This is a genomic window from Loktanella sp. Alg231-35 (assembly GCF_900143545.1).
Lineage (GTDB): Bacteria > Pseudomonadota > Alphaproteobacteria > Rhodobacterales > Rhodobacteraceae > Yoonia.
In genome coordinates, this window is sequence record NZ_FREV01000004.1 from 512,326 (window position 1) to 525,661 (window position 13,336).

Here is a 13,336-nt window from a genome sequence, read left to right on the forward strand (position 1 = left end):
TCTGCTTTCAAACACATTTGCATCCTCGTCCCCTTGCCGCTAGCCATAGCGCAAAGGAGCTTGCCCCATGCCTATCGACCCTGTCACCCTGACCGCCGACCTTGTCCGTTGCCCCTCTGTCACCCCTGCCGAGGGCGGCGCATTGGTGTTGCTGGAAGAGGTTCTGACAAACGGCGGCTTTACCTGCACACGCGTGGATCGCGGTGGGATTTCCAACCTTTATGCTCGTTGGGGCAGGCAGGGCGCGAACCGCACATTTGGCTTTAACGGGCACACGGATGTCGTGCCCTTGGGGGATGAGGCCGCCTGGACCATGCCGCCATTCGGGGCTGAGATCAAAGATGGGTTCCTCTATGGCCGCGGGGCAACTGACATGAAGTCCGGCGTTGCTGCATTTGCCGCTGCTGCTATCGATTTCGTGTCTCAGACGCCGCCTGATGGAGCCGTCGTTCTTGCCATTACAGGGGACGAAGAAGCTGACGCGCTTGATGGCACCACCGCCTTGCTAGACTGGATGCAGGCCAACAATGAGGCCATGTCGGTCTGTCTGGTGGGTGAACCCACCTGCCCCAGTGTCATGGGAGAGGCGATGAAGATCGGGCGGCGCGGCTCAATGACTGCGTTTTTCACGATCACCGGCGTGCAGGGCCATGCGGCATATCCGCACCGCGCCAAAAACCCGATGCCTGCCATGGCGCGGCTAATGGACGTTCTTTCATCGCGCGAGCTGGATCAAGGGACCGAACATTTTGATCCGTCGTCCCTTCAGGTGCTGACAATTGACACCGGCAACCCGGCCACGAATGTCATTCCGTCGCAGACGCGCAGCACTGTCAATATCCGCTTCAATGACCAGCATTCAGGTGCCGCGCTGACCACCTGGATGCAGGACGAAGCCGATAAGATCGCTACTGCCTTTGACGTGAAGATTGAGATGCAGTTGAAAATCTCGGGCGAGAGCTTTGTCACACCGCCGGGTGATTTGTCGGAATTGGTGGGCCGCGCGGTTGAGGCGGAGACCGGGCGCAAACCGGAACTGTCCACCTCTGGCGGCACATCCGACGCACGCTTTGTAAAGGATCACTGCCCAGTGGTTGAGTTTGGGCTGGTCGGCAAGACGATGCATCAAGTAGATGAGCGCGTCGAAGTGGCGCAGATTGAGCAGCTCAAAGCGATCTACAAGCACATCCTGACGGACTATTTTAGCTGAGAAAATCTGCACCGGATGATGGTTCAGACCTGTTCCAAACGGGCTGGGCAACTGGTCTTACTCGGTCTAGTGTTCAAGAAAACCTCCGAGGGCAGATCATGTTTCATAGAACCGGATGCGCAATTCTCCTTGTTGCACTGACCACCGCTTGCGCAGGCCTGACCGGTGAACGCGTGGTTGTCGATGGCGCTGGCCCGGATGAATTACTTAAGCTGCGATCTGGTCCAAGCCTTGGTTTCGGCATCATTATGGGCTTGCCGGACGGCACAGAGCTGTACCAGCGCGACTGCGTGACCGAAGTGGGTCAACGGTGGTGCGAGGTTTCACTTGTCGAGACACCGCAGGTCACCGGATACGTGTCGGCCGATTACATCACGCCTCTTTGACCTGATAGCGGCATATCGCAAAACACGCCCAATTTGGATGACGCCCTGCCCTGCCCGTGCTAGGCCAGACCTATGACACGTATCCCCTCTAAATCCGAAATCCTTGCTTGGATTTCCGAACATCCGACTAAAACTGCGAAACGCGATATTGCCAAGGCCTTTGGTATCAAAGGGGCTGCGCGGATTGACCTCAAACGTCTGCTCAAGGAGTTAGAGGAAGAAGGCAAACTGACCAAGCGGCGCAGTTCTTACCGTGATGCAGAGGAGTTGCCGCCGGTTGCCGTACTTGAGATTGTCGGGCCCGATGGCGACGGTGACCTGTTTGCCCGCCCCCTAGAATGGAAAGGTCAAGGCGCAGAGCCGCGCATTCTGATGATGCTCCGTTCCAGCGATCCTGCCCTTGGCCCCGGTGACCGCATTCTGGGACGTCTGACCGTCGATACGACCGAAGACCACAGCCACACCGCGCGCATGATCCGCCGTATTGGCACCAATCCGCAGCGGATTCTGGGCGTGTTCCGTGCCGGGTCCGAGGGTGGCCGCGTGCTGCCCATCGACAAAGGATCAGACAAGCAGTGGACCGTTGCCGCCGGTGCCACCGGTGGCGCAAAGGACGGCGAATTGGTTGAGGCAGAGCAAGCCGGACCAAAGGGCCGCATGGGCCTGTCCAAGGCGCGCATTGTGGCCCGCCTGGGTGATCCGACCGAACCCCGTGCGGTGTCACTGATTGCGATCCATCAGCACGGTATCCCCGATCATTTCCCTGACGATGTTGTGGCCGAGGCCGACAATGCCAAGCCTGCGGGCCTTGGCAAACGCACCGACCTGCGCGACATGCCCCTTGTGACCATCGACCCCTGGGATGCACGCGACCATGATGATGCCTGCTTTGTTGAAGCGGATAGCGACCCCAAAAACGCTGACGGCTTCATCATCTGGGTGGCCATCGCTGACGTCGCCCACTACGTCACGCCGGGGTCCGAACTGGACCGCGAGGCGCGCAAACGGGGCAACTCTACCTATTTCCCGGATCGTGTGGTGCCGATGCTACCGGATCGGTTGTCGGGTGATCTGTGTTCGCTGCATGAAGGGGTGGAGCGTGCATGTCTCGCCGTTGCCATGCGCATTGATGCCGCTGGTAACAAGATCGATCACAAGTTTCATCGCGGGTTGATGAAATCTGCGACCTCGCTGAACTACGAAGAGGTGCAGGCGGCGGTTGACGGCGACCCCAATGACAAATGCGCGCCTTTGATGAATGAGATCATCGGCCCGCTTTATGCAGCATATGCAGCACTAACAAAGGCCCGCGCCCAGCGCCAACCCTTGGAGCTGGACCTGCCCGAACGTCAGATCGTGCTGGATGATGCGGGCAAGGTCACTTCGGTGAACTACAAGGACCGGCTGGATGCGCACCGCTTGATCGAAGAATTCATGGTGCTGGCCAATGTTGCCGCTGCCGAGACGCTGATTGCCAAGAAATCTCCGCTGCTGTTCCGTGTCCATGAAGAACCGAGCCCGGAAAAACTGGACGCTTTGCGTGAAGTGGCTCAAGCCTCTGGTATGACGTTGGCGAAGGGGCAGGTGCTCAAGACTGCGCATCTCAATAAGCTACTGAAAGGTGCGGCAGAGACCGAAAATAGCGAATTGATCAATATGGCGACCCTGCGATCGATGACGCAGGCCTATTACTTCCCAGAAAACTTTGGCCACTTCGGTCTTGCCTTGCGTGCCTATGCGCATTTCACGTCGCCCATTCGGCGCTATGCTGATCTGATCGTGCATCGGGCACTGATTGCGGCGCATGGATGGGGCAAGGATGGTCTAAGCCCATGGGACATCGAGCATCTAACAGACACCGGCAAACAAATCAGCGACACTGAGCGCCGGTCAATGACAGCCGAGCGCGACACCACAGACCGCTATCTTGCAGCCTTTCTATCAGACCGCGTCGGGGCGGAACTGACCGGGCGGATCAGTGGGATTGCCAAATTTGGCGTGTTCGTGCGGCTAGATGAAACGGGCGCTGATGGCATGATCCCGATCCGCACACTGGGGGCGGAGTATTTCCACTTTGATGCGGACAGCCAGACCTTGATGGGCTCTGACAGTGGCACATTGATTGGGCTGGGCCAGCTGGTGACCGTCAAATTGGCCGAGGCTGCACCGATCACCGGTGGGTTGATTGTGGAACTGATCAAACTCGAAGACCGGCTCATGCCGCGCGGCCCGTCACGCGGGAGAGGCAAGCCGCCACGCCGCAAGGTTGGATCATCGCGCAAGAAAGCCGCGAAGACGGCCCGCAAGGTCAAGCGCACGCGCAAATAGCGTCAGAGGTGATAGGTTAGCCCGTGGCGGATCAGATGGCGCAGGCGGTCCGCCGCAATCTCATCCGTGGTTGCGAATAGCACTCCGCGATTACCGTCGATCCGGTCCTCACTCGGAAATGTTGCAGCATAGTCAGCAATAATGCTGGTCCCGCAATGCGCATATAGCCCGGTACTGCCATCCTTTGTCACGCCGATGCGCAGGGTCGATCCAGATTTCGTCTGCGGAGTGATAAAGGACGGCTGACCCCATTTCAGTGTTTCCTCGATCTCTCCGGCTTCGGGCGTATCATCGGCCACATCAAACACAAGATCGCGCAGTATCAGCGCAATCTCGCGCTGCTTGTCCGCATACGCATCATAGGCCGCTTTGACCTTTGGTGTCTGAAACGGGCGCATGATCTGATCCTCTTGCACGGCGTCGGGCAGGACCACGCTATACCAAATCAGCCCTCAGGCAATAACCCGCCCTGTCTGATGGGTGTCACTGTCATGTGGCCTGATTTGCCGTAACATGGCGAACAACAATCGGAGGCACATATGCGCCGCAGGCAGTTCATCGCAGCAGGACTATCCACATTGGCAGCCGGCATGGCCCATGCGCAAAGCAGCGGCTTTGCCAATTGGATTGCAGGTTTTCGTGGGCGCGCGCGGGCGGCTGGCATCTCGGATCGTACCTTTGCCGCTGCTTTTGCAAATGTCCGTTATCTGTCCGACAGCGTCGAACGCGACCGCAATCAGGCCGAGTTCACACGCCCCTTGGCGGATTATATGGCCACCGCCGCCTCTGACGCGCGGGTTAGCAACGGGCGCGAGATGATGCGCCGCTATGCAGGTGCGTTGACCGGGATAGATCAACGCTACGGGGTGGAACCTCATGTGATCACGGCTGTCTGGGGAATGGAAAGCAATTACGGGCAACGCCGGGGCGACGTGCCGTTGATCGCGACACTGGCGACACTGGCCTATGACGGACGGCGGGGGCGGTTCTTTGAACAGCAATTGATTGCCGCCCTGCGCATCCTGCAAAATGGCGATGTGACGCCGCAGAATATGACCGGGTCTTGGGCCGGGGCGATGGGACATACGCAGTTTATTCCCACATCCTATGAGGCTTATGCCGTCGATTTCACAGGTGATGGGCGGCGCGATATCTGGGCAGATGATCCCAGTGATGCGCTGGCCTCAACCGCTGCCTATTTGCGCCGCTTCGGCTGGCGACGCGGCCAGCCGTGGGGTGTTGAGGTGCGTCTGCCACGCGGGTTTGACTACAGCCAGTCCGCACGGGCGGTGACACGAAGCCCTGCCAACTGGGCGCGTCAGGGTGTGCGCGATGTTGATGGTGCGCCTGTGCGCAACTTTGGCAATGCAAGCCTCGCCACGCCCACAGGGGCGGGTGGGCCTGCGTTTCTGCTGTTCCGCAATTACGATGTGATTTCGCGTTATAACAACGCCGAGGCTTATATTATCGGGGTCGGCCATCTGAGCGACCGCATTCGCGGACTGGGCCCGCTGGCCGCAAACTGGCCAGCAAATGAACGGCAATTGCGCCGCTCGGAACGGCGCGAGTTGCAACAACGGCTGACGAGTGCTGGATTTTCAACGCAGGGGGTGGATGGGCGGATCGGGCCGAACTCTCGAGCGGCGATCCGTGCCTACCAACGCAGTCAGGGGTTGGTCCCTGACGGGCATGCCTCGTTAGAACTACTAGCGCGTCTGCGGTAGCGAAGAGCAAGTATCGCCAGCCATGCAAGAGGTGAGCATCTCGACCGTCGCCGGTGTGATGTTCTCAAAGATCATGCCGCCACATGGGCCAGCCTCTATCAAGACCGGTGGATCAGAGGCAGGCACGAAAAAGATCGCCTCCATCCCGCTGCTTGCAGACCCACACCACGGGCCGCCACATCTGATCTGCAATGTCACATTGCTATAGTAGTCATTTGCAAACCCATCATGCGTCAGGCCTTTGCCGGCGAAATAGGCTGGGATCGGCGCTGGTTCGTCGGTGCGCGTGTTGGACATCGCCTCTGGCAGAAGGTTTTCGTCAAAGGTCAGCTCTCCCATCAGCACGAAATAGCTTTCAGATGCGGCGGCCAATTTTTGAAACGTCGTGATCGGGTCGGGGCGCAAACAGCTAAGTGCCTGCGCCTGTCCACTGATCACAACAAGGGCTGCGGCGACGAGTGCTTTGTTCATGGATTGGGTCCTTTTTGCAGTGTCATCATAGTATGACGTCCGCCAATGTGCATTCCTTGGGGGGTTTTCACAGTTTTGGGCGGAATTCTTCCAGAACCTGCTCATAAACCGCACGTTTGAAAGGCACGATATTGGCCACCAATTCGTCCGGGGCCATCCATTTCCATGCCGTGAATTCAGGCGTTTCCGTCTCAAGGTCAATCTGCGTGTCCAGCCCATGAAACCGCATCAGGAACCATTTTTGCTCCTGTCCGCGATAACGGCCTTTCCAGATATTCGGCACCAAATCATGAGGCAGATCATACCGGATCAGACCCCCGCTCTCGGCCTCGATTGTAACGAGGTTCGCGGGCACGCTGGTTTCCTCTTCCAGCTCGCGCAAGGCCGCATCGCGGCATATCTCACCTTTGTCGACACCGCCCTGCGGCATCTGCCAGGCTTCGGTATCGCGGTCCTTGCGCTGTGCGACAAAAACATGTCCGCGCGGATTGGTGAGCATCACCCCAACACAGGGGCGATATGGTAATTGAGCAATTTCATCTGGGGTCATGGACGAGGGCCTTGGTCGTTGAGTGGCGTCTATGAGGCTTCATAGCCGGGTGTCGGCGGTTATGCGATAACAAGCCGCGTTTCATGTCGAATGCGGGCCGCTATCCAGCGCAGGTGATCGCGCCTGAATGCGACGCATCCGGCTGTCGGGCGTCCCGGTCCCCGCCATTCGTGAATAAAAATCGCCGATCCACGCCCCTTGACCGCATAGGGCCAGTTCCAATCGGTCAGGATGATGATGTCATACATTGGATCGGCGCGGCGTAGGCGTTCATGGCTATACTGGTAAGGCGCTGTCACCATCATATTGTAATCGGGATCATTGACATCGTCTGACCACAGATCGGACGGGCCAATGGGCAACGCCCAATCTGCGGGGCGTGCTATCCGATCGGCACGATAGAGCATGCCAACGATGCGGTGCGCGCCCCGTGGCGTAGCGCCATCGCCTTCGTTCTTGTGCGAGGTCAGCCCGCCGCGCCCAATGGTGCATGGGAAGCGGCGGTTCATAAAGCGCACGTGGGTAGAGGTAAGGACAAGATCGGAAGGTTTCATAGGGATGTGATAACGCCGACGTAGGGTGGGTGAAACCCACGTGTATGCGCAGGCAGACATGGCAGCGCGTGGGTTTCACCCACCCTACAGCAAATGCCCAGACTTCGCTGCCTTCGTCGCAAGATATGCGTGGTTGTGGCGGTTCTCGCCTACTTTGAGCGGCACGCGTTCCGTCACGTTGATCCCGCTGCTTTCCATCCGTGCGACCTTGGCTGGGTTGTTGGTTAGCAGCCTGACCGCGCCAAACCCCATGCGTTTAAGAATGTCCGCACCGATCCGAAAATCCCGCTCATCATCCTCAAAACCAAGACGATGGTTCGCCTCGACCGTATCAAACCCCTGATCCTGCAAGGAATAGGCCCGCATCTTGTTGGCGAGCCCGATCCCGCGCCCTTCCTGATTGAGGTAAAGCAAGACTCCTGCCCCCTCGGCCCCCATCTGCCCCAAAGCGCCGCGTAGTTGCGGGCCGCAATCGCATTTCAGTGACCCCAGCAAATCACCGGTAAAGCAGGCCGAATGCAGGCGTGACAATACGGGCTTGCTCCGGTCCGGTTGGCCGATCTCAACCGCGTAATGCTCTTCAGCACCATCATCGGGGCGGAAAATGTGCAGGCGCCCTGCTTCGGAAACATCCAGCGGCAATCTTGCAGAGATAATCGGGTTCAAGGGACTAAGCCCCGTATCAAGGGCCGCATCAACGGGCACAAGCGTGAGGTTATTGGCTTGGGCAAAGCCAGCCGCATCGTCCAGATCAAGCATGACAACAGCAGGCAACAGCCGTGCGGCCTTGACCAACGCAATCGCAGCGCGGTGCAGGTCAGCCGATCCATCACGCACGGTTTGAAGCGGGCCTTTCATGGGCGAACGCAGATCATCGGCCGGATCGGCCACCGCGCGAACCCATGACAGCTTGGCATCAAGGGGCAAGACGACACGGGCGATGTCACCGTCATAAGCGCGTGCTTTTAGCGTTTGCGCCCGCCGACCTGTCACGGCCAGTACGGGCACCCCTCCCAAGGTGCGCAAATCGGCCAGACGTGCGGCATCCAGTGTTTCCGCGGCTAGCACCAGCGCCCCGCCATCCAGCACGATGGGCACACCCATGCGCAAATCAGCCCGCGCGCGCGCTAACCGTTCTGTAATATCGGGGGCGAATCCCATTGCACTCGGCCTCTCATTTGTTTCAACCGATAGCGGATTGCGCGCCAAAGTGAAACATTTGCACGATAAATCACACGTCCGTGTGAAACTGCGATGTGATCGGTTGTTCCAGACGTAACAAGAGCACAAATCTAGTTCACAACGAAGGAGAATGTCATGGGACAGCTCAAGAAAATTTTGCTGGTGGACGACGACGATGACCTGCGCGAGGCGCTGGGTGAACAGTTGTTGATGACCGAAGATTTCGACGTCTTTGAAGCCGATGATGGCGCCAGCGCCATGGTGAAAGCCAAGGAAGGTCTTTACGACCTGATGATCCTTGATGTGGGTCTGCCAGACACAGACGGTCGCGAGCTTTGCCGTGTGATGCGCAAGCAAGGCGTGAAATGCCCGATCCTGATGCTGACCGCGCAAGACAGCGATGCCGACACAATTTTGGGCCTTGATGCTGGTGCCAATGACTATGTCAGCAAGCCGTTCAAATTCCCCGTCCTGCTGGCCCGTATCCGCAGCCAGTTGCGCACGCATGAGCAGTCAGAAGACGCCGTTTTCCAGCTTGGGCCGTACACGTTCAAGCCTGCCCAAAAGATGCTGATCACTGAAGACGAAAAGAAAGTGCGCCTGACGGAAAAGGAAACCAATATCCTCAAATTCCTCTACCGCGCGACCGAAGGTGTTGTGGCCCGCGATGTGCTACTCCACGAGGTTTGGGGCTACAACGCCGGCGTGACCACGCACACATTGGAGACACATATTTACCGCCTTCGCCAAAAAATAGAACCAGATCCGTCCAATGCCCGCCTTCTTGTGACCGAATCTGGTGGTTATAGATTGGTAGCGTAGAGTACTCCCCCCCGGTGATCAGACCCCTCCCTGTCAGGTCATCGGGTTCCCAAGAACCCGCCGGAGATCGGGTTATATCTCCACCTCCCTGTTGGACTTGCCCGGACCTTGTGTCCGGGCATTTTTTTTATCTTTGGTCATCTGGCGTCGGTGGCTTACCTAAAGGGATAATCTACAAATGGAGAACAATGATGAAATCTGCCAAGGACTTTATGGAAGAAGCGAACGCTGTCGTTCCACGCATGGGCGTTGAAGACGCAATCGCGAAACACAAAGCGGGTGGCGCGGTTTTTGTTGACGTCCGCGACAGTGGTGTCATCGCCGGGACCGGCACCATTGCCGGCGCCCATCGCATCGCCCGCGGCATGATGGAATTCGTCGCCGATCCCGCAACCCCATATCACAATGATGCCCTACAAAAACACGCCGAGATTTATCTGGTCTGCGGCGCCGGTGGCCAAGCTGCCCTTGCTGGTAAAACACTGAAAGATATGGGCTTTACAAATGTCACCAACATTGGTGGTTTTGGGGATTGGAAAGAGGCTGGCGGCCCCTCCGAAGACTAACCCAACGCCTGATCCCAGTCTGTGATCAGGTCCTCAATCGCTTCGATCCCGACTGATACACGGATCAGATTTTCCGGAATGCCGGTGTGCGGTTCAATCGTATGCCGGTGTTCCACGAGGCTCTCTACCCCACCCAAAGACGTGGCCCGCAGGAAGAGTTGCAATCGTCCCACGACGTGCAAGGCGTCCTCGCGGCTGCCCGTCACCAGCACCGAGAGCAGGCTGCCATAGCCGCCCTTCATTTGCCTTTGCGCAATGTCATGTCCGGGGTGATGTGGCAGGCCGGGATAGAAAACATCCTCGACTTTCGGGTGCGCAAAAAGATGATTGGCGAGCGCCAGCGCGTTCTGTGACATCCGCTCTACCCGCAACGGCAAGGTCCGCATGGCGCGTGTCAGCAGCCATGCTTCGAATGGCCCGAGAATCGCTCCTGCCATTTTTCTGTCATCATGGACAATCCGCCAGATTGTGGCATCATTGTGTCGCGTTGATAGAACACCTGCCAGCACATCGGAGTGTCCATTGATGCCTTTGGTGGCCGAATGCATCACAATATCAGCGCCATGATCCAGCGCCTGCGTCAGGATCGGTGTGGCGGCAGTGGCATCGACGACAAGGGTTGAATCACTGGCGTCAGCGACTGCCTGAATATCGACCGACCTAAGCCATGGGTTGGATGGCGTTTCAATAAACACAATGTCGGCAGGTTGGTTCTGGCAAGTGCTGACAAGGTCATCTGCATCGACCTCAAAAAGCGTAATGGCGCGCCGCACACAAAAATCCCTGATCCAAGCCGTGGTGCCCCAGTAGATGCCCGATTGCACGATGGCTTTGCCACCGTTTGGTATCGTGCGGAACACTGCCGCGATAGCCGCCATCCCTGATGGGAAAAGCAGGGTATCGGCCGCCCCTTCCAACTGGCGCAGCACCTCTTCCGCCTGCCGCAGATTATCAGAGTCTGCACGGGAATAGGTATTGTCGGCCCGCAGCGGTTGATACTCCGCATCGCGCATGAATGTTGTAGAAGGCTGCAATGCAGGCACAACACCCCCAGATTGGGGATCGGTGGCGCCAGCGGCATGGGCGGCAATGGTAGCGGGTTTTTTCGACGTACTCATGCGCCTATCTGGCGCGGGCGAGGGGAAAGATGCAAGACCTGCCTAGGTAACGATGTCATCCCGGTTGTAACCCTGCAGATAAAGCAACGCTGTCAGATCCCCATGATTGATCCGTATGTCGCACTGCGCCTGAACGGTCGGCTTGGCGTGCAAGGCCGCGCCGCTGCCCGCCAGCCCAAGCATTCCAAGGTCATTGGCCCCGTCACCGACGGCCAGAACATCCTCGGCAGACAACCCCAGCCGCGCGGTGATCTCTTCCAGCGCTTGCACCTTGGCCGCTTTGCCAAGAATCGGGCGGCCTACATCGCCAGTCAGTTTGCCATCTTCGGCCAGCAGCGTGTTCGCCCGGTTCTCATCAAAGCCAAGGGCCGCCGCAACCCGCGCGGTAAAGGCCGTGAACCCGCCCGAAACAAGGGCGGCATAAGCGCCATGCGCTTTCATGGTGTTCACCAACTCATAGCCGCCCGGCATATAGTTGATCCGCTCGTCCAGTACCTGTTCGATCATTGCCTCAGGCAGGCCTTTGAGCAGGCCAACCCGCTCGATCAACGCCGCTTCAAAATCCAGCTCGCCATTCATGGCGCGCGCGGTGATGTCAGCGACACGCGCGCCGACGCCCGCCTCTGCGGCAAGTTCGTCAATGCATTCTTGCCGGATCATCGTGCTGTCCATATCGGCCAGCAGCATCTTCTTGCGACGGTTCTTGGCGGGATGCACCACAAGATCGACGCATCCTGTCTGCAGGTCGGCCCAAACAACCCATTGGTTGTCGGGCCGCGCCGGCACCGCAAATTCGGCAGCTTCATCAATAGCGAGCCATTGGACTTCACCCCCACCCCAAGCGTTGCGCAGGCTTTCGACCAAGGCGCCATCAAGGGCGCGTTCTTTCGGTGTGGTGATCAGTGTGACGACAAACATCGGTGTCCTCCGGTAAACATCTGCTCCGGGTCTACCGCCGCGGCGGCGGTTTGCCACCCCTAAAAGTCAAAGAGGTTGCAAGGGTTGCACCATCAACGGAGCATTTCATATCGCTCTCCCCTGATTGGGTTTGACCTTAGGTAAGAGCGGCGCACGGGGACACAATACCAGAGCGGCACTACGCCACACCAAACGCCCGTAGGTTTCCGATTGGCGTCAGCGGTGTCGCAAAAAAGAGAGCAAATGCCGGTCCGGCATTGTTTTGGGTCTTGTGACACCTTTGTCCGCGCTCTATCCCCCTCCGTGGGACACCCTTCCCCAACGAAGGGCGAATATCTGTGAGGATACCACTGATGGTTACGACTAAACCGGCGACGCGGCCGGCCAATCCGCGTTTTTCTTCTGGCCCTTGTGCCAAACCCCCCGTTTGGAAACTTGATCTGCTTAGCGACGCCCCTTTGGGTCGGTCGCACCGCGCTGCCGTGGGCAAGGCCAAGTTGGCCGAAGCGATTGATCTGACCCGCGACGTCTTGGGCGTACCTGCTGATTATCGCATCGGCATCGTGCCTGCATCCGATACCGGCGCGTTTGAGATGGCGATGTGGTCGCTCTTGGGCGAACGCCCCGCGCAAATGGTCGCGTGGGAAAGTTTTGGCGCAGGCTGGGTGACCGATGTGGTCAAACAGCTCAAGATCGACGCGACCACACATACCGCTGAATACGGCGAGATCGTCGATATGGCGGCGCTGAACTATGATAATGATGTCTGCTTTACATGGAATGGCACCACCTCTGGCGTGCGTGTTGTGTCGGGTGATGTGATCCCCGCTGATCGTGCTGGTCTGACGCTTTGCGATGCGACCTCTGCTGCGTTTGCGCAGGATTTGCCATGGGACAAGCTGGATGTGACCACATTCTCTTGGCAGAAAGTGATGGGCGGTGAAGCAGCGCATGGCATGCTGATCCTGTCGCCTCGCGCCGTTAAACGGCTGGAAAGCTATACCCCCGCATGGCCCCTGCCCAAAATCTTTCGCCTCACCAAAGGTGGCAAGTTGATCGAAGGCATCTTTGAAGGGGCCACGATCAACACGCCGTCCATGCTGGCGGTTGAGGACTATCTCGTTGCGCTCAAGTGGGGCCGCTCGATTGGTGGCCTGGATGCGTTGATGCACCGGGCGAACGCCAATGCGCGCGCTATCTGGAATTTCTGTGCTGAGAAGCCATGGATCGACAATCTGGCGGTTGATCCGGCGACGCGGTCCAACACATCGGTCTGCTTGAAGTTTACCGATGACCGCATCACTGAAGGGGCCGCCTTTGCCAAAGCCGTTGCAAAACGGCTGGAGGCCGAGGGGATCGCCCTTGATATCGGCGCTTACCGCGACGCCCCAGCTGGGTTGCGGATCTGGTGTGGTGCCACGGTCGAGACGTCCGACATTGAGGCCATGTTGCCATGGCTGGAATGGGCGTTTGAGGCTGAAATCAACGCATAACGTGGGTTTCACCC

General features: G+C 58.2%; 14 protein-coding genes. 7 read left to right on the plus strand and 7 right to left on the minus strand.

What is annotated here, in order from left to right; translation table 11 throughout:
* The first annotated feature begins 67 nt into the window (after nucleotides 1–67).
* The 3 genes from dapE (at nucleotide 68) to rnr (ending at nucleotide 3,924) form a co-directional block, all read left to right on the plus strand.
* Nucleotides 68–1,210 (plus strand): succinyl-diaminopimelate desuccinylase, encoded by a 1,143-nt coding sequence (gene dapE / locus DHN10_RS12455; RefSeq protein ID WP_108815625.1) that lies wholly within the window; start codon nucleotides 68–70, stop codon nucleotides 1,208–1,210.
* A 98-nt stretch (nucleotides 1,211–1,308) separates the two neighbouring features.
* Nucleotides 1,309–1,596: an SH3 domain-containing protein gene (locus DHN10_RS12460; RefSeq protein ID WP_108815626.1), complete on the plus strand. Its 288-nt coding sequence runs from the start codon at nucleotides 1,309–1,311 to the stop codon at nucleotides 1,594–1,596.
* Between the two features lie 72 nt (nucleotides 1,597–1,668).
* Complete coding sequence (gene rnr, locus DHN10_RS12465; protein WP_108815627.1) at nucleotides 1,669–3,924, plus strand: ribonuclease R; 2,256 nt, start codon at nucleotides 1,669–1,671, stop codon at nucleotides 3,922–3,924.
* A gap of 2 nt (nucleotides 3,925–3,926) precedes the next feature.
* On the opposite strand, the gene DHN10_RS12470 is transcribed toward rnr, so the two are convergent.
* A complete protein-coding gene (locus DHN10_RS12470) occupies nucleotides 3,927–4,358 on the minus strand; it encodes a DUF1801 domain-containing protein (protein WP_234417122.1) in 432 nt (143 codons plus the stop codon).
* 105 nt (nucleotides 4,359–4,463) lie between these two features.
* Between DHN10_RS12470 and DHN10_RS12475 the strand changes: the two genes are divergently transcribed.
* The gene (locus DHN10_RS12475; RefSeq protein ID WP_108815628.1) at nucleotides 4,464–5,648 is read left to right on the plus strand and encodes a lytic murein transglycosylase; all 1,185 of its coding nucleotides are present in this window, start codon (nucleotides 4,464–4,466) and stop codon (nucleotides 5,646–5,648) included.
* On the opposite strand, the gene DHN10_RS12480 is transcribed toward DHN10_RS12475, so the two are convergent.
* The 4 genes from DHN10_RS12480 to ribA form a co-directional block, all read right to left on the minus strand.
* Nucleotides 5,631–6,119: a hypothetical protein gene (locus DHN10_RS12480; RefSeq protein WP_108815629.1), complete on the minus strand. Its 489-nt coding sequence runs from the start codon at nucleotides 6,117–6,119 to the stop codon at nucleotides 5,631–5,633. The genes DHN10_RS12475 and DHN10_RS12480 overlap by 18 nt on opposite strands.
* A gap of 67 nt (nucleotides 6,120–6,186) precedes the next feature.
* Complete coding sequence (locus tag DHN10_RS12485; protein WP_108815630.1) at nucleotides 6,187–6,669, minus strand: RNA pyrophosphohydrolase; 483 nt, start codon at nucleotides 6,667–6,669, stop codon at nucleotides 6,187–6,189.
* 59 nt (nucleotides 6,670–6,728) lie between these two features.
* A complete protein-coding gene (locus DHN10_RS12490) occupies nucleotides 6,729–7,223 on the minus strand; it encodes a L,D-transpeptidase family protein (protein ID WP_108815631.1) in 495 nt (164 codons plus the stop codon).
* Nucleotides 7,224–7,307: 84 nt separating this feature from the next.
* Nucleotides 7,308–8,384, minus strand: a complete 1,077-nt coding sequence (ribA, locus tag DHN10_RS12495; protein WP_108815632.1) for a GTP cyclohydrolase II — start codon at nucleotides 8,382–8,384, stop codon at nucleotides 7,308–7,310.
* Nucleotides 8,385–8,540: 156 nt separating this feature from the next.
* Between ribA and DHN10_RS12500 the strand changes: the two genes are divergently transcribed.
* Together DHN10_RS12500 and DHN10_RS12505 are read left to right on the plus strand one after the other, a co-directional pair.
* Nucleotides 8,541–9,227 carry a response regulator transcription factor gene (locus tag DHN10_RS12500; protein WP_108815633.1) on the plus strand — a complete coding sequence of 229 codons (687 nt, stop codon included), beginning with the start codon at nucleotides 8,541–8,543 and terminating at the stop codon, nucleotides 9,225–9,227.
* Nucleotides 9,228–9,418: 191 nt separating this feature from the next.
* A complete protein-coding gene (locus DHN10_RS12505) occupies nucleotides 9,419–9,793 on the plus strand; it encodes a rhodanese-like domain-containing protein (protein ID WP_108815730.1) in 375 nt (124 codons plus the stop codon).
* Here the strand turns inward: DHN10_RS12505 and DHN10_RS12510 are convergent.
* The gene (locus DHN10_RS12510; protein ID WP_108815634.1) at nucleotides 9,790–10,911 is read right to left on the minus strand and encodes a trans-sulfuration enzyme family protein; all 1,122 of its coding nucleotides are present in this window, start codon (nucleotides 10,909–10,911) and stop codon (nucleotides 9,790–9,792) included. The genes DHN10_RS12505 and DHN10_RS12510 overlap by 4 nt on opposite strands.
* Nucleotides 10,912–10,953: 42 nt before the next feature.
* A complete protein-coding gene (gene serB, locus DHN10_RS12515; RefSeq protein ID WP_108815635.1) occupies nucleotides 10,954–11,829 on the minus strand; it encodes a phosphoserine phosphatase SerB in 876 nt (291 codons plus the stop codon).
* 353 nt (nucleotides 11,830–12,182) lie between these two features.
* On the opposite strand from serB, the gene DHN10_RS12520 reads away from it, so the two are divergent.
* Nucleotides 12,183–13,322, plus strand: a complete 1,140-nt coding sequence (locus DHN10_RS12520; protein WP_108815636.1) for a phosphoserine transaminase — start codon at nucleotides 12,183–12,185, stop codon at nucleotides 13,320–13,322.
* Nucleotides 13,323–13,336 lie beyond the last annotated feature (14 nt).

Coding starts and splice junctions, on each gene's coding strand:
- dapE (WP_108815625.1), top strand. CDS start 68: ATGCCTATCGACCCTGTCACCCTGACCGCCGACCTTGTCCGTTGCCCC.
- DHN10_RS12460 (WP_108815626.1), top strand. CDS start 1,309: ATGTTTCATAGAACCGGATGCGCAATTCTCCTTGTTGCACTGACCACC.
- rnr (WP_108815627.1), top strand. CDS start 1,669: ATGACACGTATCCCCTCTAAATCCGAAATCCTTGCTTGGATTTCCGAA.
- DHN10_RS12475 (WP_108815628.1), top strand. CDS start 4,464: ATGCGCCGCAGGCAGTTCATCGCAGCAGGACTATCCACATTGGCAGCC.
- DHN10_RS12480 (WP_108815629.1), bottom strand. CDS start 6,119: ATGAACAAAGCACTCGTCGCCGCAGCCCTTGTTGTGATCAGTGGACAG.
- DHN10_RS12485 (WP_108815630.1), bottom strand. CDS start 6,669: ATGACCCCAGATGAAATTGCTCAATTACCATATCGCCCCTGTGTTGGG.
- DHN10_RS12490 (WP_108815631.1), bottom strand. CDS start 7,223: ATGAAACCTTCCGATCTTGTCCTTACCTCTACCCACGTGCGCTTTATG.
- ribA (WP_108815632.1), bottom strand. CDS start 8,384: ATGGGATTCGCCCCCGATATTACAGAACGGTTAGCGCGCGCGCGGGCT.
- DHN10_RS12500 (WP_108815633.1), top strand. CDS start 8,541: ATGGGACAGCTCAAGAAAATTTTGCTGGTGGACGACGACGATGACCTG.
- DHN10_RS12505 (WP_108815730.1), top strand. CDS start 9,419: ATGAAATCTGCCAAGGACTTTATGGAAGAAGCGAACGCTGTCGTTCCA.
- DHN10_RS12510 (WP_108815634.1), bottom strand. CDS start 10,911: ATGAGTACGTCGAAAAAACCCGCTACCATTGCCGCCCATGCCGCTGGC.
- serB (WP_108815635.1), bottom strand. CDS start 11,829: ATGTTTGTCGTCACACTGATCACCACACCGAAAGAACGCGCCCTTGAT.
- DHN10_RS12520 (WP_108815636.1), top strand. CDS start 12,183: ATGGTTACGACTAAACCGGCGACGCGGCCGGCCAATCCGCGTTTTTCT.